This is a genomic window from Synechococcus sp. KORDI-100, assembly GCF_000737535.1.
Taxonomy (GTDB): Bacteria; Cyanobacteriota; Cyanobacteriia; order PCC-6307; family Cyanobiaceae; genus Parasynechococcus.
Genome location: NZ_CP006269.1, coordinates 276,466 through 299,519, shown reverse-complemented (window position 1 = coordinate 299,519; position 23,054 = coordinate 276,466). Strand labels below are relative to the sequence as shown.

Here is a 23,054-nt window from a genome sequence, read left to right as displayed (position 1 = left end):
AAAACATTGGAAGACTATACCTCACTCAGACAGGAAGCATTGGCGGCACACCAAAAAGGTGATTACAAACGAGCCGAAACAATTTACAGCAAGCTAATAGCCAGCAACGCGAATATCGATGATATCATTAATCTTGGGGCATTATTTAGATCTACAGGTCAATTTCAGAAAGCACATTCTCACTACCAGAAGTGGTTAAGTATATTCAATAAGTCATTCATTTTTAGGATGAACGCGGCAAATTTTTTTTGCGAGATGCAATTAGTTGAAGAAGTTGAAGCGACAATCAAACCTTTTGTTGACAATCCTAAATTTAATAATAATCTTGACATAGCAAAATATCAGGGGAAAATACTAATTTACAAAAGAAAGCCCAGTGAAGCACTAAAGGTGTTTGAAATGATTGCAGAGGCTAAACCTAGGTGCGTTGATAATTGGATGGATATTGGTGTTTGCTATAGCTTACTAAATAAAAACGATGATGCATTAAAAGCCTATGAGCATGCACAACAAATTGATAAAAATGACCTAAGAATTACGGGAAACAGAATCACACTTTTAAGATTAACAGGTGACATCATAAAAGCTCGAGGTTTAATTAATTCATTAACCAAAGAAGAAAGAGAGAGCGATTCAATAGCAACGGCTGAGGCAGCTATTCTTCATGTAGAAAAAAATTACTTACTTGCAGCAAAATTAAATATTCAATTGTGCAATAAAAAGCAAATAAATTGGATTCACTGGCGAAATCTTGCAGCCGACCTAAGAGCTCTAAGGCAACCATATGCAAGTCACAAAATAATTCAAAAAGGCTTACTTATTGCCCCCAACAATAGTGATCTACTGCAAGCATTGGCTCATAGTTTAGCGGAACGAGGACAACACAAAAAGAGTAAACAAATTATATTGGATTCGATTAAAAACAGAACAATCGAAAATTCGTGCATCATGTTTCATTTGCAATGTACATGCAGTGGATACCATCTTTTAGAACCTGTACAACTCAACGAAATAGCAAAGAAATGGGAAGCGAATAGTAGAAGAGCTTCAAAATGCATGCCTAATTCAAAGAAAAAAAATAAAATTTTTGATATCATAAAAATTGCCTATTTTTCAAGCGATTTATGTAATCATCCTGTTGGTCGATTTATGCGTTCAATCATCAAAAATCATAACAAGAAAATTTTTAAAGCATATATTATTGATACAGGCAGCAAGTATGATGAGATCAACGAGCAAATAAAAAAGGAAAGTTTTCACTGGATTAATTTAAAGGGTCAAACATCTGAGCAAATTGATAAACACATTAGGAGTTTAGGTCTTGACATCCTTGTTGAACTAGGAGGATATACAAACTTAAGTAGAATTGACGGGCTTATAAGCAAACCAGTACCCATACAGCTCAGTTATCTTGGGTATCCAGCACCTACTTACCTCGAAGCAATCGACGGATGGATAGGTGATGAGATTATTTTTGGATCATTAGATCCGGTCAACAGATCTGCACATAATCTTTATAAGTTGAATGGAGGCTATATGGCCTATGACAGTATCAAAGATTTCCCAGCTATTTCCACTAGGGAAAACAAGCCAAGAAGATTTAGATTCGGAAGTTTTAATCATAATCGGAAGTTAACATCACAAACCATCAAGCTGTGGGTCAATATTATGAATTTAACTCCTTCAAGTGAGCTCATGATTAAAAGTGTTAGTCTCAGCGAAAAGAAGGAGCAAGAAAGAGTACGCACTCAATTTAGAGATCATGGTCTTGATACTAAACGACTTATTATTGTTCCCGAAGTGACAACACAAGAAAAGCACTTAAAGATGTATTCAGACATTGATGTGGCATTAGATCCAATTCCATATGGCGGTGCTACAACAACCTGTGATGCAATCATGATGGGAGTCCCGGTGATATCCTTAGCTGGACCTGAAATGATCGGCAGACTTAGTTCCAGCATTCTTTATTATTGTGGCTTAGGAAAATGGATTGCTTCTAATGATCAAGAGTACATCAATATTGCAATATATGCCTACTTAAATGGAAAACGGTCTAATGCTGACAGAGAAGAACTACGAAAAATAGTCTGTAATTCTCCATTTGCAGATGGCAAGCGGCTAACAAATGAATTAGAAACGTTGTATAAAAACCTAGTTGAGAATTATTAAATTCAATTTGACATAATCTCTTTTTTTATCTTTATCATTTCATCAAAAGAAGCCTCCAAATGCATCAATAAATCTTTTGCATTCCCAAGATCACTACATTCAAATTTATTTCGCCTGAAAAGACGTTTAGATCGAAAGCCATCTAGATCGGAAGCTTGTTGGCAAACAATATTGACATATTCATCTGGAGAGTTTGCTACAAATTCACTTAAGTTAGCAGCACACATCACTGATGTGCTCATACGTGATACGTAAGAATTACCAGACAATGTTACGGTGGGAACTCCCATCCAAAGAGCTTCACAGGTTGTGGTACACCCCCCATTGGGGAAAGAATCCAATGCAAGATCTAATTTTGAATACTGTTCAAGATGTTCTACAGGGGACTTCGTGATTGGTAACCACTCAATCCTATTTGGATCAATCTCTGCTCTTAAAAAGCGTCTTATGAGCAACTCTTGCGTATGCGGATCATCTCTATTAATTGCTTTAAAAATAATTTTTGTATCCGGCAATTTTTCTAATAATTTTCCCCAGATCTTCAGAATAGTATTCGAAAATTTTCGATTATGATTAAAAGTCCCTATCCTTAAAGGACCATCTGGCGGCGCAGAGACTGATGAATGATATTCCGGCATTGAGGGCGTGGGCTGCCAAGCAATGAACGGGCGGGAGAGGCGGTAAATGGCCTCAGAACGAAACTCTAGACAGGGGTTAGGAAATAAATATCGATCACCAAGCCAAAAATCCATTGAATCAAACCCAGCACTCGCAAAATAACCAAGATAATTGACTTGAACAGCAGCAAATCTTTCCTTGAAAAGCTGGAGACTATTACCTCCGGTCCAACCACTTAAATCAATTGCAATATCTATTTGTAAAGAACGCAAATATTTTAAACGAGCATTAGCTGAATCCTTTTGTGAGAATTGAAATGTTTTAATACCATCAAGAGAATCAAAATGCTGAAGCCAAGATGATTTACCATGGTCAACTGTTGATACTACGGTGTGACAATGTTTAAAAGATCCTATTGAAGCAGAAAAAATACCTAACAAAAATCGTGCAACTGGATGATTTGTACAGTCCCCAGTAAGCCAAGCAATGCGTAATGTTTTATTTACATTGCCAAAAAAATAAGAGAATGGTTTCTTAGATAGAACCAAAAAATTCTTGGATATCATTTTCGCTTGCTGAACTGATAAGTGACTTTCGCCACAACTAGCTAATTGCAAACATCTATTTGCGTAAAAATCTGGATCTTGTGCTAGTGGAAGAATAGATTCTGGATTAATATTGATTGACCAATTTACATTACCAGAATGCTCATACGCCACGAAGAGATTACTTGCCTTAGGCAATATATCTGTAATAGAGCAATGTGCTCTTTCCTGCAAACAAGCTCTTAGAGCACGGCCAGGTTCACGCTGCAATAATTTAAGCGGAGCAAGATGACTCAGCAGTGAGGATCTAAAACCGAAACGTGATAACGCTTTCTTGACATCTGAAAGAATACGATCGCCTCTTTTGCCGGCGTGTAAAATCGTAATTAATTCTAAAACAAGTTGAATATTGTTAGGCGCTTTTTGTATAGCAGAATCTAGTAAACTGATAGAAGAATCATAATCAAATTTTGCTCTTAGGATCTTGGCTTGTAATAAAACACCCTCTATACAGTCTGAAGATCTAGAATTCAGAAGCAATACAGTAGATGCTTTTTCAAGTTTGCCTTGAGCATAAAATGAATAGGCAGTAATCAAATAGATTAAAGGTCCCATTTCATCTTTGGCTGGATATAAAGTGATTGACGACAATATTGAGCGTGATTTCTCATGATTTCCCTTAAGTAATTCTTGAAGAGCACTAATAATATTTATAAATCCTTCCCTCTTTGGAAATTTTTTGATTAGAATTTGGCTTACAGAAAGAAATTGAGAGTAATTTTTTCTCCAAAATAAGGAATAAGCAAACAAAAAATAATAGTCGCCATTTTTATCATTTGGCATATTTGCTAGCAAAATTGATTCCATCTCGTGAAATTCAGATCGGCGATCAAGCGAAATACACCTCTTCAGATCGTCGCCTAGATCAAATAGATCACCTTCTTCGGCATTTAGTTCATTTGGCCATTCAAGGAGTTCTTTAAACACAAGATTCTTCATATAGACTCATATCATATCAGGATGTGTTCTCCTCATACTAAAATCCATAAAAAAAGAGGGGTGTAAACCCCTCCTGATATTTAAGAAGTTGGTTAGATGAAGTCAACCAAAACTTGTAATAGTAGAGTTTGAAACCGTCGTTAAAAGTACCGGAGCAGCTGTACCGAAGTTCTTAGCAGTGATACCTGCAGTACCTCCACCCACTGCACCAGCTGTCAAACCAACAACATACAACTGTGATGAGCCTACAGTGATACTTGCAGCAGTATCGGCTGCAACGAATGTAATACTCGCTGCAGATGCTCCGAATCCATCTGAATAAGCGACTGTGAGAGGATTAGCTCCTGTAGCTTCACCCGTAGTGAACATATTACCCATATAGATGGTGTCAGCTCCACCGTCAGTACCGAAGTAGTAAGTCGTTCCAGCGCCAGCACTTGATCCTTGAGCAGTAGCGAAAGTGAGACTGTCGTTACCTGAACCACCAATGATTGAAGAGCTTGATACGAGAGCTCCAAAACCGATTGAGTCGTTGCCACTACCCGCATTGATCGTGTCACCAATCACTGCTCCAGTGATCACGAGAGAATCAAGTCCAGCACCGAGCTTGATGCTGTCAGAGGTAGAGGTAGTCGAAATAACTATAGAGTCATTTCCTTGACCTCCAGTGAGAGTAGATGAAGCAAAGGCTCCCATGGAGGTAACAAAATCATTTCCAGCTCCAAAAGTGATCTGTGAAGTAGAAGCACCAGTAAATGAAATCGTGTCGTTGCTAGCACCACCTATAACGGTGTTACTAACAAAATTAGCTTGAGAAGTTATGTGGTTGTCAAAGATGTTCGCATCTCCCTCGCCTAATTCAAATGTAGTATTTTTTGCGGTTGCGGCGGCGGTTAGGAATATTGAATCATTACCCGCAGCTCCATAGACACTTGCAGAAACAACATTACCCGCAAAGGCGAGCGAATCTACACCAGAAGTTCCATAAATAGCTGCCGAAGACGCAGTTCCAGCAAAATCAATAAAGTCGTTATCTGTCGTGGTGTCAGTTGCAGATGTGCCTCCGTAGACAGTTCCACCATTGATATTCGTTAGAACAATGGAATCAGTTCCAGCACCACCGAATACGCTGAATTTGGTGTTTGCAGTTGTTGTCCCTGCATCAACAGAAATTGTGTCGTTGCCACCCCCACCTTTGATCAGACCTGTTGTGGTAGCACCTGTGTGTATATCTAGAGAATCTTTTCCAGCACCACTTTGAACAGTAACAGAAGTTGCTGAAGTAATGCCGTTAGCTCCTAGCAAGACAGTGTCGTTACCAAGAGAACCTTTGACTTCTACAATGCTTAAAGCAGTCGCAGCACTCATGTCAAGACTATCTTGTCCAGTTTGAGTGATTGAAGAACTACCACCGTAAATAGACGCATTGCTGATGGTGGTTTTAGCAATACTGAATGTATCATTTCCTTTTGCACCTTGAATAAGAGCTTTGCTGAGTGTTCCAGTTCCAGCAATTGATAATGTATCTTCCCCTGCTCCAGCAAGAATAGTTGATTTTAAAACATCAGTAGTAGCTCCGGTAGTAATTGTAATTGTGTCATTACCTGCATTGGCCTGCAAATAATTATTGGAGTATGCAATACCAGAAGTACCTAACTCGAGAGAATCGGCTCCATCAGTCGATGTATTTGAAGCGGATCCACCATAAATTGTAGAACCTCTTACCGTTTTAAGTAAAAGCGTGTCGGCTCCAGTTCCACCTTGAACGGTGACATTGGTAAGTGTCTTGCCGCTAGTGACAGAAAGAGTGTCACTACCTTGGCCAGCACCAAGCTTGGAATTAGCAACGTTATCGGTGAAAACTAAGGAGTCAGCACCACCGTTTCCGGAAACTGTCGTATTTCCAAGGGTTAGGCCGAAAATCATTGTGTCAGCACCATCAGTGCTGGTGTCACCCAAACCTCCTCCATAGATGACAGAGTTATTGACTTCTGCCGCAAAATTGAGGGTGTCATTGCTGGCTCCGCCATAAACAGTTGCGCTGTTCAGGGTGCCAGCGAAATTGAGACTGTCGATGCCTTTGGCGCCCTTCGCAGAGCCATTAGCGAAAGCTTTTGAGAAAATGAGAGTGTCGTTGCCATCATTTCCTTTGAAAGCACCGCCAGCAACAGCTTTCGAAACCGAGAGGGTGTCATCACCGGTTCCTCCAGAAAAAGAGGCACCAGCTGATGTTGAGCTGTCAATGGCAAGTGAGTCAGCGCCAGCGCCAGCATCGACAATGTCAGTGCCGCCAACGCTCTGGATGGTGTCATCACCAGCGAGGGCGACAACGGAATCCAAGGAACCTGAGCCCAGCAGAAGGTCTGCTGTGCTCGTCCCTTCGATGTTGGTGTAAGAGGAACTCATCGGGAAGAGGTGAGAGCTTTGGTGGGTACGTGGATCTCCTCACAACCGCACCCACCAAGGGGGCGGCGTGTTCCCAGCACCACATGGAAACTGGGACCCTACTTATATAGCCAGAAGCACCATCTGGCTAGGCCTAAAACACGGTTGTAGGGGTGTCCACACCCAAAAGCTCCAACCAGCGACGGTGTCCTTCCTCACATGAATAAAGCCGAGCAGTCCTTTGCGCCTCCGTCTTCAGCTCCGTACGTAGGTCAGGCTGCTCTAAAAGATGAACGACAGCGGCAGCCTGCAAACTGGCATCGAAGAAATCCACCAGAAGGCCTGATTGCCCATGACGCAGGACTTCCTCGACGGGGGGCGTAGCGCTCGCTACTACAGCGCAGCCGGCCGCCATAGCCTCCAGCAGACTCCAGCTGAGAACAAAGGGCACCGTGAGGTAAAGATGAACATCACTGACTGAGAGCACTGCGTGATAAGCCTCTTCTTGAAGCGATCCCAACCAGTGCGTCCGATCAGGAGCGAGTTGAAGCTCCTGCCTTGCCCATGTCCCCCAGCTTCTCCCGTCAGCTCTTGGGGATCCGTAAGCCACACAATCGGCCCCAACGATCAAAGCGTGCAGAGTTGGGCGTTGTTTTTGAAGCAGCTCTATGCAACGCATCGCCTGCGGAAATCCACGGTATTCATCAAACCCACGGCTCACATACGTCACAACCTCACACCCCTCGAAATCTGGGAGCATCGAAAGAGCTCTCTGGGACATGAATCTGAGTTGCTGCAACCGCTCCCAATCGATGCCTTCATGAATCACCCTGAATCTCGAACGCAATGAGGCAGGAAACTGCTGCAGCTGCCAACGGGTCGGTGTAACGGCGTACTCACAAGCCGCCAATTCAACCAACGTTTGCGCATTCCATATCCTCAAGCGCTGCCGAGTGGCTGCTGACACAAGATCAGATTCAAGAAAATCAACATCCGAATGTTCTGGGTTATAAAACCACTCAAATAAACCAATTCGTTTCGCATCAGGAAAGCAGTCGCTCAAAAACAAGCCATTTCCCCAGCCCACATGATTGATGATCCAGTCAGGACACCAACCATTGTCTCGCAAAGCAATAAGAGCATCGAAAACTGCTTGACCCTCCTGAATTGCATCTTGGAACCTTTGCAACCATGGATGACAACCCTGGTACTGCTGATCGCGAAGTGTTTGATATTGAATCAGTTTCAATCCAGGCGGTGCTGCGGGAGCGTGCCACTCGGAAGAACCAGCCACGAAAATCAACTCATGTCCCTGAGCCGTGAGTGCACTAATCAGACGTCGGAATTGAGATGGATAAGTTGTATGAGATATCAGAATCCGCACGGTGCGGATCAAGCTTGAGGCGTTTCAAGTGGTTTCAAAAAGATTTGCTCATAATGGGGCAAAAGCCAGCCTGGCAGCTTCGATGAAGCCCCGTCAACCTGCATGCTTCCCGGTTCAAAGAACAGCATGGCGACGAGGAAAGCATTCAAGGCGCCCGGGGTGCCAAAGCCACCACCCTGTTGGGGTTGAAGCCGCCTGGTGATTTCATTTTTTAGGGCTTCATCAAAGGGATCCAAAGGCTCGCGTTGTACACCCGATCGGACCATTGCCCAATAGCGCTCTCCCATATCGGTTGCCCACAACTCTGAAAGCTGTTCCTCCGGGCAGGCTCTTATCAACTGAGACAGATCCCTGCGAAGCAACAAAAGCTCCGATGCAATTTCACGATCTTCGGGGTCAATGTAATAAAGGTTCGCCAGCCCCAACATCCGGTTCAAGTGAATCCGGTTTTGGGTGAGTTCCTGAAGTGAATCAGGGAAAGGACCAAAATCAGGCTCTGGAAGGTTGAATGCCTGTGCAGGCTCTGGAGCTGAATCCTGAGGCACCTGAGGAGTGGGTTGAACCGCTGGGGCTTTCTCGTAAAGATCTCTATAAGAGGAGAGCAGCCATTGGGGGAGATTTTGCTCAGGAGCAGCAACCTGAAATAAACCAGCAGGCGACAACAAGAAAGTGGCCAGCAAGAGCTGTGGCGCCAAAGGATGTTGAAGACCAAATTGAGACAGTTGGGCTCCGATCTCATCTCGAAGCTTGACCTGCTCAGAACTGAAGGAAGACGCCGGATTGAGCTGGGACACCAGCGTTCTTGTGGATTCTCCCGGTGGGCCCTGCCAAAGCTCTGGAAGGAGATCTACAGGCGCCGATAACCAGAACCGAATCAAAGGATCTCGATCTGCCTCTGACGGAGCGGCAACAGTCCACGCAGCTAAAGGGAGTTCCAAAACAAAGCCCTATCTGCATCTGAGGTTACTCTTCGCGACGCCGATTCCCTCTGTAGTACTGCCGAAACTCCGCTCTAGCCAAAGCAAGCGTTAGGAGTCCAAGAATTGCTCCCATGACCAAAGGAGCCAAGAGGAGCTGGGCAACCCACAGCAGCTGCTTTGAAAGCAACCAAATAATTGATCCGGCGTAGGGAACCATGCATAGAGCCGGAAAAAGCCATCGCTTCCAACGGCTGAGAATCCAGAGATGACGAATCTGAGCAACCAGAGGGAGACCGTTACTGCGCAGGGGATGAATCACGCTCAGATCTGAGGAAATCCGTGCTTGTTGCTGAGATCCTGCTGCAACGCTGGCCAATGATGCTGATCCATTGCTTGTTGGATTAGTCCCCATAGGAAACCGCGACCTGCCTGCACCAGTGGCTGCAGCGGTTCAGCTGTAAAACCGCTTAAAGGGGCACTTGATGGATAACCAGCAAAGGCTCGGATCGGATCAAGGGACATGGGTGATGGTTGCGGGATATGCGCAGCCTGGGGAGCATGGGCACGACGCTGCGCCAATTCAGCGAAGTAATCGAGATACTGGCGTCCTACGACCTCTGCATCGAAACACCGGATGGCGCGCCGTTGCGCTGCACGCCCCATGGCAAGCCGCAGCCCTGGATTCGAAAGTAAGGTGAGAACAGCATCACAAGCTGCTGCCAAATCAATTTGAACCAACTGGGCAAAAGCACCCGCTACCGCCGGAAACTCAGTTAAACCAATGCGCTGCTGCCATGCCAAAGGAACCGACGCATGAATTGCGGTAGAAGCAAAACGGGTTGGCACAAGAAAACCATCAACTCCAGGACGCACTAGATCGCGGAAACCATCCCAATCAGAAGCAACCACCGGAAGTCCTGCGGCCATGGATTCAGCAACAGCCAGACCGAAGGTCTCCTGAAGGTTGTCAACCAAGAATAGAGCCAAGTCTGAAGCAGACATAGCCGTTCGCTTCACCTGCTCTGAGACCGGCTGCGCACCACCCAGACGGACAAAGCGAACTTGAGGGCAAAGAGAACGCAATTCCGAAAAGTGTTCCCCTTGCGCCTCGGTGTCATCAGGGCCACATTCAATCAGTGTGATGGAGCGTTGCAGACATTCCGCAGCACGCTGAAGGATTCGGTAAGCAGGCCATGGATCTGACTTCGTCAGCATCGACAAACGGCCCAACCAAAGGACAACAGCTTCATTTGAAGACAGGCCAAGCTGTTGACGAGCCATCTGACGGTCGGGGAGAGATCGAGCAATCTCGGCAGCAGGCAAGGCCAAGGGGACAACAGGAAGTTGTGGGCGACGCGATTGCAAGACCTGACGGTTGCCGACGCAACGACCCAAGATCTGATCCTCTCGGTCTTCCATCAAGCGGGTCACAACATTTCTGCCGGCAGTACTACTGCAAAACACTGCATCCCAGCTTTCAAGTGGCTGAGAGACAAGGTCTTCAATCTGCTCAATCGCCGCAGGAGTGGAAATGGTGTGGATCTGACCGATTAAGGAAAAAGCTGCTGAAGAAGCCGGACGACGCCACTGGGCCCAACGACCAATCGACGTGTCGGAGAGGAACAAAGCACCAACTGCGGCAAGCGGTCTCGGATCAGAAAGCGGCAAAGCCTTGAAGCAACCGCAATGCCCAGCTTCCCGGACAAAAGATTGAAAAGCAGCGGAGTCCTGCCCGGGGTCACCCATCAACAGGGTGAGGGGATCTGAGCCAGCCAAGCGAGCCCAGGCGCGAAGAAGCTGCTGGCCTGCCCACCGCCGGCCATTGAGAACGCCACCACCAGGCAGGAAATCGGCGCTGACGATCAAAGCAGGAAGCTGGGAAACCGCCATCTAAAACGTAAAAGCCCTCAATCAGTAGGATCATGGCTCATACGCGATACTTCAGTCCCATCGAGCTGTACTGCACATATTTCGACCACAACTATTTGCGTAAAGGACTGGCGCTTTACCTCAGCCTGAGAAAGTTCTCCAAGCCAACCAGAGCCAAACTTGTTGTGCTGGCATTAAGCGAGCGGTGCGAGGCGATACTCAATAAACTGGCCTTACCGGACCTAACGGTAATCCCACTACATGAATTGGAATCTCAAGAGCCTCGCTTGCTAAAAGCGAAAAAAGATCGTCGCCTAGTTGAATATTTCTTTACACTAACACCATGGATTGTAAAATTAGCACTGGAAATAATGCCTGAAGCAAAACGTGCGACCTATCTGGACAGCGACTTATATTTCCATAGTTCACCATCGCCTCTGTGGGACGAAATAGGGACATCATCGATGGCCTTTGTGGAACATCGCTTCTCACCGAATTACATGGATCGCATGCCCTTTGGGCGGTTCAACGTGGGTTGGAACAGTTTCGATCGATCACACACAGCGCAACAAGCACTGAACTGGTGGGCCGAGCAATGCCTCAACTGGTGTTACGACCGCGTCGAAGGAGAAAAATTTGCTGATCAAGGCTATCTCACAACGATCGAACGAGAGTTTTCAGGCGTGCATATACTCCATTACCCGGGGATCAATCTTGCCGAGTACAACTTGGACAACTACAGGCTGAGCAGGGATGCGGAAGGACCGAAAGCCAATGGCTATCCTATCATCTACTGGCACATGCACGCGCTGTTTGAACAACAGGATGGGTCCTACAAAATATTAATCCGTGGGGATTTAATCAGCAATGATGTCATCAGTTGGGCGTATCAAGTTTACATCGATACATTGCGTCAGCTTTCCATAAAATTAGCTGAAATGGGTTTACCGATCGACTGCGGTAATGCTCGTTATCCAGAGATGTAAATCATGGAATCCATCCAACCCACCATTCCACAGAACAATCCAGCTGCAATTGTTGAAGAACTCAGAACAGAGATTGACGATGCCATCCGACGTGTCCTGTATTCAGGCCGTTACATCCTTGGGGAGGAAGTTGAAGCATTTGAGGAGGAATGGGCCAATTGGTGCGGCGTCGAACACGCCATTGGATGCGCCAGCGGAACCGATGGGCTCGAACTGATCCTGCGAGCTTTGGATTTACCAGCAGGGGCAAGGGTGCTGGCACCAAGTCATACCGCAGTTGCAACAATCGCAGCAATTGTACGGGCTGGGTGCAGACCGTTCCTGGCCGACGTGGACGAGGCGAGCTTTACTCTGAGTCCAGACAGTGCGGTTCGATGCCTGGAGGCTGCGACCGCCGAAGGTGATCCGATCCAGGCTTTGATTGCCGTTCACCTTTACGGTCAGCCTTGTGATCTTGATATGATCCAAGATCTCTGCAACGCCCGTGGCATTCCGCTGATCGAGGATGGAAGCCAGGCCCATGGAGCTCGCTGGCGTGGCAAACGGGTAGGGGGATTCGGTGTGGCAGCGGCCTTCAGCTTGTACCCCACCAAGAACTTGGGGGCACTAGGGGATGCTGGAGTGGTGACGACGAACGACAGCAGGATGACTAAAAGGATGAAGCAGCTCCGGCAATACGGCTGGCAACTACCGGCGATCAGCGAAGAACCTGGCATTAACAGCCGCTTGGATCCAATGCAAGCTGCAATTCTGCGGGTGAAACTCTCTCATCTTGAAGAACAGAACAGCCGTCGTCAAACCGTTGCCAAGTCATATATAAAACAGCTAATGACTCAAGACAAAGTGATACTACCTCAGGATGGGACAAACTTAGCAGGATCAGTATTTCATCAATTTGTGGTGAAGCTACCTGAAAGGAAACGTGACGCCGTTCGTACACAACTGAAGGATCTCGGGATTGGAACCATGGTGCATTACCCGCAGGCGGCACACCAGATGCCGGCCTATCGCAACAAACCCTGGGTTGGACTTGATCCCGCTGGTTTAAGCATCACAGAGAAACTCTTGCCACAAATCCTGTCATTGCCTATGGGACCGCATCTGAAGATTCACGAAGCTAAGCGTGTCTCAGAATGTCTAACCAATACATTGATAGATTTAAAAACTTAACTCAGAATACGACTAAGAGATCAGAGCGCAGAGCGTGAGATTCCTAATTTTTACCAGTGTCGCCACACTACAAGATCTCAGATACCAATGATTGACATCCTTCTCTAAAAGAATAAAAACGCCGATTGGTCGAAAAAGCAAATTCATACAACTTGTCTGGCTCGTGGGCATTGTCTCCAAGAACAACTGCTGAATTCGACAACTTGAAAAATATACATGCATATACTCATTCTTAATACTCGGGAGAGTGATCCGAACATAAACGAACAAATCAACAGGCCCTTGCACGTTCAAGACTTTCACTTCCAACTTAGTCGCCTATAAGAATCTCACCTACTCATCGGTAACGACCGTGGAAAAACCAACCAGCATGAAGGACGATATCAGTGCCAAAATATCGACCTCGATGTCCTTGAGCAGTATTCCGAAGAAACGCTGACGCCAAGACACAACTGCTAAGACCTATATGCACAACTGTTTCCACCACAAGTCAAGGCTTTAAAATAAGCACTAGGGCGTACCAAACAGCCGTTTATCCAAAGCCACTATCCAAATCAATGTCAATCACGTGGTGGGCCATCTCTGTGAGCTGATTGAAATGTTGATGCAGGGTAAGTGTCGTACAGCACCTCATGCATCCAATACCGAGCCTACTGTAGAGAGAAGATACTAATAGAGCTCACACAACCTGCTAAATGCCAGAGGTTGTAGTCCTCAAGGTCATAGTTGGAATACTCAAGTTCATGAGAGGGCTAGAACCACTCAATTAACTCACTGAGTCGTAGCTTGAGGTAAAAGTTAAAACCACATTCAAGCTTTCCAAAATGAAAGTGATTAGGTAATTCAGAACCTTTCCCAGGTGGTACAGCCAGTTATTGTTGCTCTTCATACAACATTTGATCAAATAACACCCGAAAGACTCGAAGTAGGACTTGTATATTACTCATAAATCACTCAAAACTTCATAAGGGTCTGATCGGTGCGCAGGTTATGTTCTCGCCGAAGAAGAAAGCCATGGTCATGATGAGCCTGCCAGCGCATACTGCCAGTGTCCAGGTCAAGGATGGACCAACGGTCCTCAGGCACTAGCCACTGGAACACAAGCTCAAAGCCAGTGTTATTCAGCCGAGACAACCAGCTCGAAGCAGCAAATTTCCAACCTGGATAACGAGTATCAGTGTAGCTGGCGGGCACAACCTGAATGTCAATCAGGTCGGTTGAGTGGTCAATAAGGGGGACCCGATCGATCAACAACCAAGGTGCTAAACGAAAAAAGTCAAGAATTGGCTGAAGATGCTCAAGATATTGAAGACTGCAACTAGCAAAAACAAGATCAACACCTACATTCAAAACTGCCTGAACGTCGGAGGAAAAACACAATTGGTGACCTTGAGGAGAGTGAAGTCCAAACTCTTCTTGACCTACAGATACGACAGCAGGTGTCTCACAAACCGTCCAATGGAGTGGTCCCCAAGGCCAGTGTGTTACTAGGGCATGGAAGTGAGTTCCGAGCGCACCTCCAAAGTCCAAGACACGAAAGGGACAAGGACGACCCAAGGAGAGCCAGACATGTTGAAGAGCCGCAAGCTGACGAATGGCATAAGAACCGATCGATTGGCCCAGCGCGTAAGGTGACGATGCTTGACTAGCATTATTCCTATACTGTTCAACAACTGAAGACGCTTCATAGCCCTCACCGCAACAGACCTGGGCGTCAGCCCAACTAGTCAAAGGGGCGTAATATCCCGGAGAGATAAAAAAGGAATTTACATCAAGGTCAGTCCCTAACCGTCGAGCAAGTTCACTTAGATCAAAAGGTGCAGAAGCACCACGACGTATCAACCATTCAGCCTCCTGGAGGCGACCAGCAGATAAAAGGTCAGATACTAAAGTATTCATAAATAGTGCTCTATTTGGGAAGAATAAAAAGATAGTGTTCGCGTAAGGCCTTCAAAGAGGCTGACTTCAGGCTTCCAACCGAGTTCATGAGAAATTTTTCTGTAATCAGCATAGTAATCACCAATATCAATCTTCTTGTGTTCTGAAGGATAATCACGCAAGATGAAGGGCTTAGAAGCTATAGGGATATCAAGACTTCGAGCAGCAGAAACCAAGGTTTCAGCTGTTTGGAGAAGGGTTACAGGCTCGCCACAACCTCCTAGATTATAGATCTGACCAATTGCTTGTTCACTAGTAGCAGCAAGCTGCATAGCAGAAATACAATCATCAACATAAGTATAATCTCGTAGTTGCGAACCTCCCCAGACTTCAAAAGGTTTACCAAGTAATAAGTTTCTGATCCAGATTCCGAGAAATGTTTGCCTTGAATCCCTAATTCGCATACGGGGACCATATGTGTTAGTTAGCCGCAAAACAGTAGAAGGAATGCCATAAACCTCAGAATATAGGAGGTGGTAATTTTCACCAGCCAACTTGTTGATACCGTTTACGTCAACTGGTCGTAGAAGATGTGCTTCATCAACAGGAAGATAATGAGGTCGACCGTAAATTTGACGAGTTGAGGCAAAGATAATACGAATTCTGGGGTTAACTTTTCGACAAACCTCTAAAATTGACAACTGGGCGCGGGCATTGATGTCTAAGTCCGTAAAAGGATCTTTCATAGAATCCATATGACTTGTTTGGCCGGCGAGATTAAAAATCAATTGCGCATCCTTCAGCAACCATTGCAATGAAGAAGAATCCCTAATATCAGAAATATTAAAATTAATGGAACTATTATGAATCATTGACTCAATATTTTTAAGATTTGCCCCATATTCAGGGATCATGCTATCTATTGATGAACATGTGAAACCACGACGAACCAAGTCTAAAAGAAGATTGCTTCCTATAAAACCGCAGCCCCCGGTCACAATCGCGTTGGAAACCATTAGACAGAGTTGCTACTTAATACTTATAACTGATAAATCAAAAGAACGCAAAGTCGTCAACGGCAAATGCATTGATTCTTCTTTATAATCCAAGAAATGGAAATTATAAGCTGTGGTATGATAATGACATAAATGTAAATTCAAGTGGATAAGGGAGCATTGATTGATACTTTTGCACCTGATAAAGGCTCAACTCACAGAGACTTCCACAAATTGGCTAGAAAATTTGACTTGATTGACGTAGTGGCCGATTGGCTTATTGATTACGAATCCGTATACCATAGTTTGATATTGAAAGGAACAAATAAAGAGCCAGTAAATCACTTTGAAGACACACAACAAGCAGTGATGAAATGCATGGAGGATTATGCAAATAGAATGAATGAAACGGATATCACTACATCACTAAATGAGATATATCAAATCGTAAGATCACAAGATATAAAAATCGCAGAAACACTCAAAGTGCGTTTGCAGTTCAACATTAAATATTGTATCAAGTGCTTAAAATACATCTATTTAGATGGCGAAAAAGTAAACAAGAATATGTCAATAGTTGCAATGATAAATATATTATTTTTATGCAAAAACTTTGCTTGTTCTAATTTGGGGAATAAATTTATTGCCTCTATACTAGAAACAGTCCAAAATAAATTTGATTCTCTTGATGACAATATCAGGAGTATCTTATGGACTGCATGGGAATTCTCAACAACAGAAAAAAATAAGAACGTACTGGAAGTACAAGACAGAAAAGTAGCGGATATGAGTAATCAGCTCAGGACAAGAACAGGCAGCTCATTATATGCTTTTGGACACCTACTAACTTGCTACGAAAATCTTATCAGGCTTAGCACGTTGAAAAATATTGATCAAATCCATGAAATATTCTTGAGTCCGAGTAATGTGGCAAATAGTGCTCTGGCTTTACTATTAATCGAAAAAGCCGAAGCAATGGGAAATAATGTCAAATTGTATAAGACAGATAGAGAACTTATAAAGGGTGACAAATTTAAAAGAAAAGAGCTTCTACCAACACTGGACAATACATATATGTTGAATAAACTAAGATCGGAGCAGTGGATGTATAACGAGGAAGAATACAAGAGGTGTACAGAAGTTAGTAAGAATTTTTGGCAAAGAGCATCCAATGAACTTGGGAGCCAGTTATACACTCACCGTAAACGATACGCTTGCTTATATTTAAGAGATAATACGTATAAAAGAGAACCAGACGAGGAAATTCATTTAAACAGTGATAGAAATAGCCACCCCTCTAATTATGAGTTTCTGCCAGATTTATTAGACAAATATGATTTAGATCTAATAAGAACTGGAGAACCAGGACAACCAAAAATGGAAACAAATGCAAAAAATTATTTTGAATATAATAGATCTAAGTTCAAGTGTGACTTAAACGATATATATTTATTAGCAATGAGTGAATTTTATATCGTAGGTGGTTATGGCGGAGGTGCGACAGCAAGCGGAATATTTAACATACCAGTGTTATATTTAAACTTCCCTTTGACAAGAAGAGGATTTTTTAATCCATACTCTGTTATTGTGCCATTGAGATACTACAAGGATGGTAGAGAATTATCAATTAATGAAATTTTAGAGGCAACGAGAGGTGGTTGCCATGATGCGACGGCATTAATTAGGCAGGGAATTACATGGAAAGAGCAAAATAGTGAAGTAATAAAGAATGCTGTCAAGAAATTTATGAGTTGTGTATACTCAGAAGAATTTTTCAAAAATGCAAGACAAACTTTCGATAAGATCAAACTTGACAGCGACAGACTTCTTATCCATCAGATGACAAAGAAAAGTCAGGAATTTAGCGCATTAATTATAAATTGAAGACAAAAATCTAAGAAAACTATTGATACTACAAAAAATTATTTAATTTAATAACTAGATCTTGAAGCAATTTTCATGCTAATAATTGTCAAGGGAAGGAAAGGATTCAAAGGTTTCGGGATTGATACGGGTTTAATGCGAAATAAAAAATTATCAAGTATTAAATGGACCAAGAATAATTTGTTGAAAAATTGCGGAAAATGTAGAAAAGAAACAAATCAAAATGATATAGCAAATAGGATATTGCAAAAGAGCTTAAAGCAGAAAAAGGTTAATCTCACGATAATATCAATAGAAACAACCAGTACAAGAATTAAACGCAGAGCTCTTGTTGAAATCAGTAATTCCAAAGTTTAGAATCAAGAAAAACTACTAATAACTTACTAGAAAAAGAAATAAAATAAAAGCCAGAGGATTGTGGTGGAATGGTATAATGTATGAAAGATTACCTGTAACAAATGCCAAACAATCAAAAAATGGACGAGGTATATGCACAATATGATCAATTCAGAGAAGAGGGTTTCGCTATCAGTAAGTATGCAGCGAGTGATTACTGTGCTAATCCAAGTAGGTTACTATTTAGATTCGCGCGCTATAAGCATGTATCTCGATTGATGGCAGGACTTGGGCGAGTTCTGGAGATTGGTTCATCTGATTGTCTAGGGGCTCCAATAGTTGCCGATAAAGTGGGCAAACTTGTATGCATAGAAGAACATGCAGGTTTATATAATTCGGCACGTTCTCTAGTAAAGCAGATGAATATAGATATTGAATTGCATAATGCATCATTTCCATGTGATTACGAGAAAATAGATTTTCTAGGTGAAAATAAGTTGACATTTGATGGGATTTATTGTCTGGATGTACTGGAACACATTCAACCAGCTGAAGCAGCAGACTTTACAAAGAAATGCAGTGAAATTCTGGTCGATTCAGGTGTTTTCGTATGCGGTATTCCTAGCCTAGAATCACAAAAATACGCAAGTCCTGCATCTAAAGCCGGCCATGTGAATTGTATGAGTAGCGAAGACTATAAGATTTTTCTTTCAGATTTTTTTGAAAATGTGTTTATATTTGGTATAAATGATGAAACACTACACACGGGATTTGGAGCAATGTGCCATTACTTGCTTGCACTATGCGTAACCCCGAAAAAATAACTAAGAGGAAGTAAACCGATGGCTTATAAGTATAGCGACTTCGTAATTATAGGTGCTGGTAGTGTCGGATTATGGGTAGGGAATCAATTAAGACTCCATTATTCAAAAGCCAGCATTACAATACTTGAAAAAGAAGATGCAATTGGAATGCATACTTCTGGAAGAAATAGTGGTGTATTACATGCTGGAATATATTACGAGCCTGGATCAGTTAAAGCTCAGATTTCGATTGCCGGATCGAAGGCTTTGCATAAATGGATAGACGAAAGAGACCTACCAATCAACAAATGTGGAAAAGTAATTATTCCTCAAAAAGACGACTTAGACAGCCAACTAGACTTGCTAGCTGAGCGTGGCAGAAAGAATGGTGCAAAAGTAAAATTAATTGATTCTGAGGAACTGGCAACAATATGCCCATACGCAAAGACGCCCACAGGAAGAGCTCTTTGGAGCCCAAACACAAGTGTTACGAATGCAAAAATAGTAATTAGTCGATTAGCTCAAGAGCTTGAAGAGTTAGATGTGGAAATTTTTCTAGGACAGAAAAAATACAGGGTTGATGCTGAAAAAAACAAAATCAAATTTGGTGATGGATCAAATCTGCAATACGGCCACTTGATAAATTGCAGCGGTCTTCAGGCTGATATGATTGCAAAAGAATTTGATGTAGGAAAGGAGTTGAAACTTATTCCCTTTAAAGGAATCTACTGGACAGTAACTCAGAAAAGCTCTATAAAAATAAGAACAAACATTTATCCGGTGCCTGATTTGAATCTACCCTTTCTAGGTGTGCACTTTACGCCAAGTTGTGATGAAATACCATGTGTCAGTATAGGTCCAACAGCAACGCCTGCTCTAGGTCGAGAAAATTATAACTGGCTTGAAGATATCGAACCAATCATGACATTGTCAAATATTAAAACAATGGCCAGTCAATATATATGCAACTCCAACAATTTCAGGCAATATATGCATGAACAGTTTTTGTTATTTGTTAAGCCTATAATGATTAAGCAAGCAAAAATGCTCGTTCCGGATATCGAACTTAGTGATATCGAGAAAAGCGCCAAAGTCGGTATCCGGCCTCAACTATTCAATACAAAGAATAGTTCTATTGAAAAAGATTTTTTATGTGTAACAAGAGAGAACAGCACTCACATACTCAATGCAATTTCCCCGGCGTTTACTGCTAGCTCGAGTCTTGCTAACTTAGTACTTGAGAAAGCACAATTGATAGAGAAAGTCTAATGGGCACTAATGGCAGAGTAAAAACATTACTTTTAGCAGCAGGATATGGAACTAGACTGCAACCAATAACAAATAAGACACCAAAATGCCTCGTAGAAGTTGGAGGAAGGCCATTACTTGAGCATTGGTTAAGGTTGATGGAGTCAGCTAAATGCGACAAAATTCTTATAAATACACATTACCTATCGGAGCAAGTAAATAGTTTTCTACAAAGAAGATCAAAAGGATCTGTGCCAATCAAGGTTACGCATGAGAAAGAGCTGCTAGGAACGGCAGGAACATTAATAGAAAATAGGCGATTTTTTGGGAGCGGAACAGGAATGATGGTTCACGTTGATAATATGGCATTTCTAAACATCGATTCGTTAATCGAGGCACATCAAGACAGGCCAAAAGGGTGTCTTCTAACAATGCTTACATTTAGCACACCAAATCCGTCTGAGTGTGGAATTGTAGAGCTAGATAAAAACGGTGTTGTACAAAGATTTCACGAGAAATCTAAAAATCCACCTGGGAACATTGCTAACGGTGCAGTTTACTTATTTGAGAAGGATTTGCTTGATTATATGGAAACGACATCAGCCAAAATAAGCGATTTCAGCACAGAGGTTTTGCCAAACTTAGAGGGGAGGATATACACAGTACATACCGATCACCCATATATAGACATAGGCACTCCAGAAAGGCTATCGTTAGCAAGAAGTCTCTGGCCAAATTGAAATAAAGCCATCGTATGCACATGCAAACTAGCTTCTTGACTGAAGCACACAGCTATCTGAAGTTGCTACAAGAGGGTTTCACAGATGAAGCTCTAGAAACCGTTCAACAGCTTGCCAGTGATCTTCTAGAGGTCTGGACATCAGGCAATCAAGTTCTCATATGCGGAAACGGTGGAAGTGCTGCAAACGCACTGCACATAGCGAACGACTTTCACTATGGAATAGGTGCATGTGGAAATGGACCTTTTATACCCGGGTTAAAAGTCGAGGCATTGCCATCAAACCCTGCAATTATTACATGTTTAGCAAATGATACGGGTTTTGAAAATATTTTTAAGCTTCAGCTTCAAGTAAAAGGTCAGAAGAATGATGTACTTATAGCGCTTACAGGCAGTGGAAATTCAGAAAATATCGTCAGGGCAATTAAATACTCGAGGGAGTTAGGAATGCGCAATTATGTAATAACGGCATTTGACGGAGGCCGATGCAAGAAGATTGCAGATAATGCTATACACATACCAATCAACGATATGCAAATAGCAGAGGATAGCCAATTGCTCATTGCACATATATGCATGCAATGGTTAAATAAAAACAAACCTAGTACTATAAAGCCATTAAAATGAAAGAAATAGATTTCATGAGCGCGCTTCACAAGAGCACTAGCCGGAATTACTTAGCAAGAGTAAACGACAGAGAATATCCAAAAGAAAAAGCTGCAAGAATTGCAAAGAAATGGGATTTTGATTATTGGGATGGTGATAGACGAATATGTTATGGGGGTTATAAATATATTGAAGGAAGATGGGCATCGCTAGCCCAAAAACTTGTATCACACTATTGCTTAACAGAAAGATCTAAAATACTAGACATAGGATGCGGAAAAGGGTACCTTCTTTATGATATAAGTAAGATTATTAATCCAAAAGAGATATATGGCTTAGATATATCCGAATACGCGATAACAAATGGAAAAAAAGAGATAAAAAACAGACTTTTTCAAGGGAACTGCACTCAATTACCATGGCCAGACAACTACTTTGATTTTGTAATTTCAATTAATACCTTACACAATTTGTGTATTTACGACTTGAAGAAGGCAATAAGTGAAATTCAAAGAGTAACGAAAAAAAACAGCTACATATGCGTTGAAAGTTACCGAGACGAGATAGAAAAAACAAATTTATTGTATTGGCAAGTAACATGCGAATCGTTCTATAACACAAAAGAGTGGGAATGGATCTTCAATGAATACGAATATACAGGAGATTACTCTTTTATATTCTTTGAATAGGGTAGACTATATAATACCGTTAAAAAGTTCAGTAAGCACCTCATCAAGGGAGAGTGTCATACTACATGGATTAAAGCAAGTGAGGTTGGCGTACTGCGGTTTATAGATAATAGAAGTTGGGGAAAGAGAACCCATGACAGCAGAGGTAGGTAGATTTTTGGCCAAACAAAGTCTTTTAGCAAGGTCATAGTATGTTAAATCAGTATCGGATGTGCAATGAATAATAGAGGAATTTGTATCGTTGCAGATCCAACGATTAACTAAAGCGAATACATTAGAAGGCATTAATGGGGCAACTTTTAAATCAGTAAACGCATTGACAGGAAAGCCGGAGTTCATCGAAGTGAACCAATCCTGTAAAATAGAATTCTTGGAGAAGACTTTTGTCAACCTCAAAATAGTATTGAGCTCATTCAATTTAATATGGTCCTCAACCATACATTTGAGAAGACCATAATATGTATTTGGGTGTGTTGGAGAATTTTCAGATTGGCTGCGTGAAGAACCTGAAAACACAGTTGATGAGGAGAAAAATAAACACTTTGTTCCAATGCCATTTAAATAATCTATTAACTCAATGATGCCTTGATAATTAACCTTATAAGCAATCTCAGGGTTAGATTCAACATAGGCAATATTTGTGATTGAAGCAAGGATCAGGGCATGTGAAAAACGATATTCGTCAAAGACCTGCGTGTCTAGGTAGGCAAGATCACAGTAGATGGTTGAGGACTGGGTTCTGCTGGCATCAAAAAAAGGAAAAATAGAATGATTAATGAAATAATTAGCAAGTTGACTGGTACCACCAACAATCAAGATTTTGGGTTC

General features: G+C 42.7%; 17 protein-coding genes. 9 read left to right on the top strand and 8 right to left on the bottom strand.

What is annotated here, in order from left to right; all coding sequences use genetic code 11:
* Positions 1–6: 6 nt before the first annotated feature.
* On the top strand, positions 7–2,172 hold the full coding sequence (locus tag KR100_RS01450; protein WP_162176460.1) for a hypothetical protein: 2,166 nt from the start codon (positions 7–9) through the stop codon (positions 2,170–2,172).
* Positions 2,173–2,174: 2 nt separating this feature from the next.
* Here the strand turns inward: KR100_RS01450 and KR100_RS15225 are convergent, their stop codons facing one another.
* The 5 genes from KR100_RS15225 to KR100_RS01430 form a co-directional block, all read right to left on the bottom strand.
* Entirely contained in the window at positions 2,175–4,334 is a 2,160-nt protein-coding gene (locus KR100_RS15225; protein ID WP_081858833.1) for a glycosyltransferase family 41 protein, read from the bottom strand.
* Positions 4,335–4,436: 102 nt separating this feature from the next.
* Positions 4,437–6,674: a hypothetical protein gene (locus KR100_RS01445; protein ID WP_156097854.1), complete on the bottom strand. Its 2,238-nt coding sequence runs from the start codon at positions 6,672–6,674 to the stop codon at positions 4,437–4,439.
* 199 nt (positions 6,675–6,873) lie between these two features.
* Positions 6,874–8,115 carry a glycosyltransferase gene (locus KR100_RS01440; protein ID WP_239420368.1) on the bottom strand — a complete coding sequence of 414 codons (1,242 nt, stop codon included), beginning with the start codon at positions 8,113–8,115 and terminating at the stop codon, positions 6,874–6,876.
* Entirely contained in the window at positions 8,112–8,897 is a 786-nt protein-coding gene (locus tag KR100_RS01435; RefSeq protein WP_239420367.1) for a hypothetical protein, read from the bottom strand. The genes KR100_RS01440 and KR100_RS01435 overlap by 4 nt, the downstream gene beginning before the upstream one ends.
* Positions 8,898–9,344: 447 nt before the next feature.
* Positions 9,345–10,913 (bottom strand): glycosyltransferase family 4 protein, encoded by a 1,569-nt coding sequence (locus tag KR100_RS01430; protein WP_038542607.1) that lies wholly within the window; start codon positions 10,911–10,913, stop codon positions 9,345–9,347.
* 32 nt (positions 10,914–10,945) lie between these two features.
* Between KR100_RS01430 and KR100_RS01425 the strand changes: the two genes are divergently transcribed.
* Both KR100_RS01425 and KR100_RS01420 read left to right on the top strand, forming a co-directional pair.
* Complete coding sequence (locus KR100_RS01425; RefSeq protein WP_051847267.1) at positions 10,946–11,878, top strand: hypothetical protein; 933 nt, start codon at positions 10,946–10,948, stop codon at positions 11,876–11,878.
* A gap of 3 nt (positions 11,879–11,881) precedes the next feature.
* Positions 11,882–13,048, top strand: a complete 1,167-nt coding sequence (locus KR100_RS01420; protein ID WP_038542605.1) for a DegT/DnrJ/EryC1/StrS aminotransferase family protein — start codon at positions 11,882–11,884, stop codon at positions 13,046–13,048.
* Between the two features lie 954 nt (positions 13,049–14,002).
* On the opposite strand, the gene KR100_RS14685 is transcribed toward KR100_RS01420, so the two are convergent.
* Both KR100_RS14685 and KR100_RS14680 read right to left on the bottom strand, forming a co-directional pair.
* A complete protein-coding gene (locus tag KR100_RS14685; protein WP_071839808.1) occupies positions 14,003–14,947 on the bottom strand; it encodes a methyltransferase, TIGR04325 family in 945 nt (314 codons plus the stop codon).
* Complete coding sequence (locus KR100_RS14680) at positions 14,944–15,942, bottom strand: NAD(P)-dependent oxidoreductase (RefSeq protein ID WP_071839807.1); 999 nt, start codon at positions 15,940–15,942, stop codon at positions 14,944–14,946. Before KR100_RS14680 ends, KR100_RS14685 begins: the two co-directional genes overlap by 4 nt.
* 144 nt (positions 15,943–16,086) lie before the next feature.
* On the opposite strand from KR100_RS14680, the gene KR100_RS01410 reads away from it, so the two are divergent.
* The 6 genes from KR100_RS01410 to KR100_RS01395 all read left to right on the top strand — a co-directional run bounded on the left by KR100_RS01410 (position 16,087) and on the right by KR100_RS01395 (position 22,226).
* Complete coding sequence (locus tag KR100_RS01410; RefSeq protein WP_038542601.1) at positions 16,087–17,805, top strand: TIGR04372 family glycosyltransferase; 1,719 nt, start codon at positions 16,087–16,089, stop codon at positions 17,803–17,805.
* 614 nt (positions 17,806–18,419) lie between these two features.
* Complete coding sequence (locus KR100_RS15515; RefSeq protein WP_162176458.1) at positions 18,420–18,965, top strand: class I SAM-dependent methyltransferase; 546 nt, start codon at positions 18,420–18,422, stop codon at positions 18,963–18,965.
* 18 nt (positions 18,966–18,983) lie between these two features.
* Positions 18,984–20,213, top strand: coding sequence for an L-2-hydroxyglutarate oxidase (gene lhgO / locus KR100_RS01405; RefSeq protein ID WP_038542599.1), 1,230 nt, complete (start codon positions 18,984–18,986; stop codon positions 20,211–20,213).
* The gene (locus tag KR100_RS14675; protein WP_071839806.1) at positions 20,213–20,932 is read left to right on the top strand and encodes a nucleotidyltransferase family protein; all 720 of its coding nucleotides are present in this window, start codon (positions 20,213–20,215) and stop codon (positions 20,930–20,932) included. The genes lhgO and KR100_RS14675 overlap by 1 nt, the downstream gene beginning before the upstream one ends.
* A 20-nt stretch (positions 20,933–20,952) precedes the next feature.
* Complete coding sequence (locus tag KR100_RS01400; RefSeq protein WP_038547595.1) at positions 20,953–21,558, top strand: SIS domain-containing protein; 606 nt, start codon at positions 20,953–20,955, stop codon at positions 21,556–21,558.
* A 14-nt stretch (positions 21,559–21,572) separates the two neighbouring features.
* Positions 21,573–22,226, top strand: a complete 654-nt coding sequence (locus KR100_RS01395) for a class I SAM-dependent methyltransferase (RefSeq protein ID WP_239420366.1) — start codon at positions 21,573–21,575, stop codon at positions 22,224–22,226.
* A gap of 6 nt (positions 22,227–22,232) precedes the next feature.
* On the opposite strand, the gene KR100_RS14670 is transcribed toward KR100_RS01395, so the two are convergent.
* A complete protein-coding gene (locus tag KR100_RS14670) occupies positions 22,233–23,042 on the bottom strand; it encodes a sugar nucleotide-binding protein (protein WP_162176457.1) in 810 nt (269 codons plus the stop codon).
* Positions 23,043–23,054: the final 12 nt, after the last annotated feature.

Excerpts from the sequence above, each read along its gene's own strand:
- KR100_RS15225 (WP_081858833.1), bottom strand. The coding sequence starts at position 4,334 with ATGAAGAATCTTGTGTTTAAAGAACTCCTTGAATGGCCAAATGAACTA.
- KR100_RS01430 (WP_038542607.1), bottom strand. The coding sequence starts at position 10,913 with ATGGCGGTTTCCCAGCTTCCTGCTTTGATCGTCAGCGCCGATTTCCTG.
- KR100_RS01425 (WP_051847267.1), top strand. The coding sequence starts at position 10,946 with ATGGCTCATACGCGATACTTCAGTCCCATCGAGCTGTACTGCACATAT.
- KR100_RS01420 (WP_038542605.1), top strand. The coding sequence starts at position 11,882 with ATGGAATCCATCCAACCCACCATTCCACAGAACAATCCAGCTGCAATT.
- KR100_RS14685 (WP_071839808.1), bottom strand. The coding sequence starts at position 14,947 with ATGAATACTTTAGTATCTGACCTTTTATCTGCTGGTCGCCTCCAGGAG.
- KR100_RS14680 (WP_071839807.1), bottom strand. The coding sequence starts at position 15,942 with ATGGTTTCCAACGCGATTGTGACCGGGGGCTGCGGTTTTATAGGAAGC.
- KR100_RS15515 (WP_162176458.1), top strand. The coding sequence starts at position 18,420 with ATGGCAGGACTTGGGCGAGTTCTGGAGATTGGTTCATCTGATTGTCTA.
- lhgO (WP_038542599.1), top strand. The coding sequence starts at position 18,984 with ATGGCTTATAAGTATAGCGACTTCGTAATTATAGGTGCTGGTAGTGTC.
- KR100_RS14675 (WP_071839806.1), top strand. The coding sequence starts at position 20,213 with ATGGGCACTAATGGCAGAGTAAAAACATTACTTTTAGCAGCAGGATAT.
- KR100_RS01400 (WP_038547595.1), top strand. The coding sequence starts at position 20,953 with ATGCAAACTAGCTTCTTGACTGAAGCACACAGCTATCTGAAGTTGCTA.
- KR100_RS01395 (WP_239420366.1), top strand. The coding sequence starts at position 21,573 with ATGAGCGCGCTTCACAAGAGCACTAGCCGGAATTACTTAGCAAGAGTA.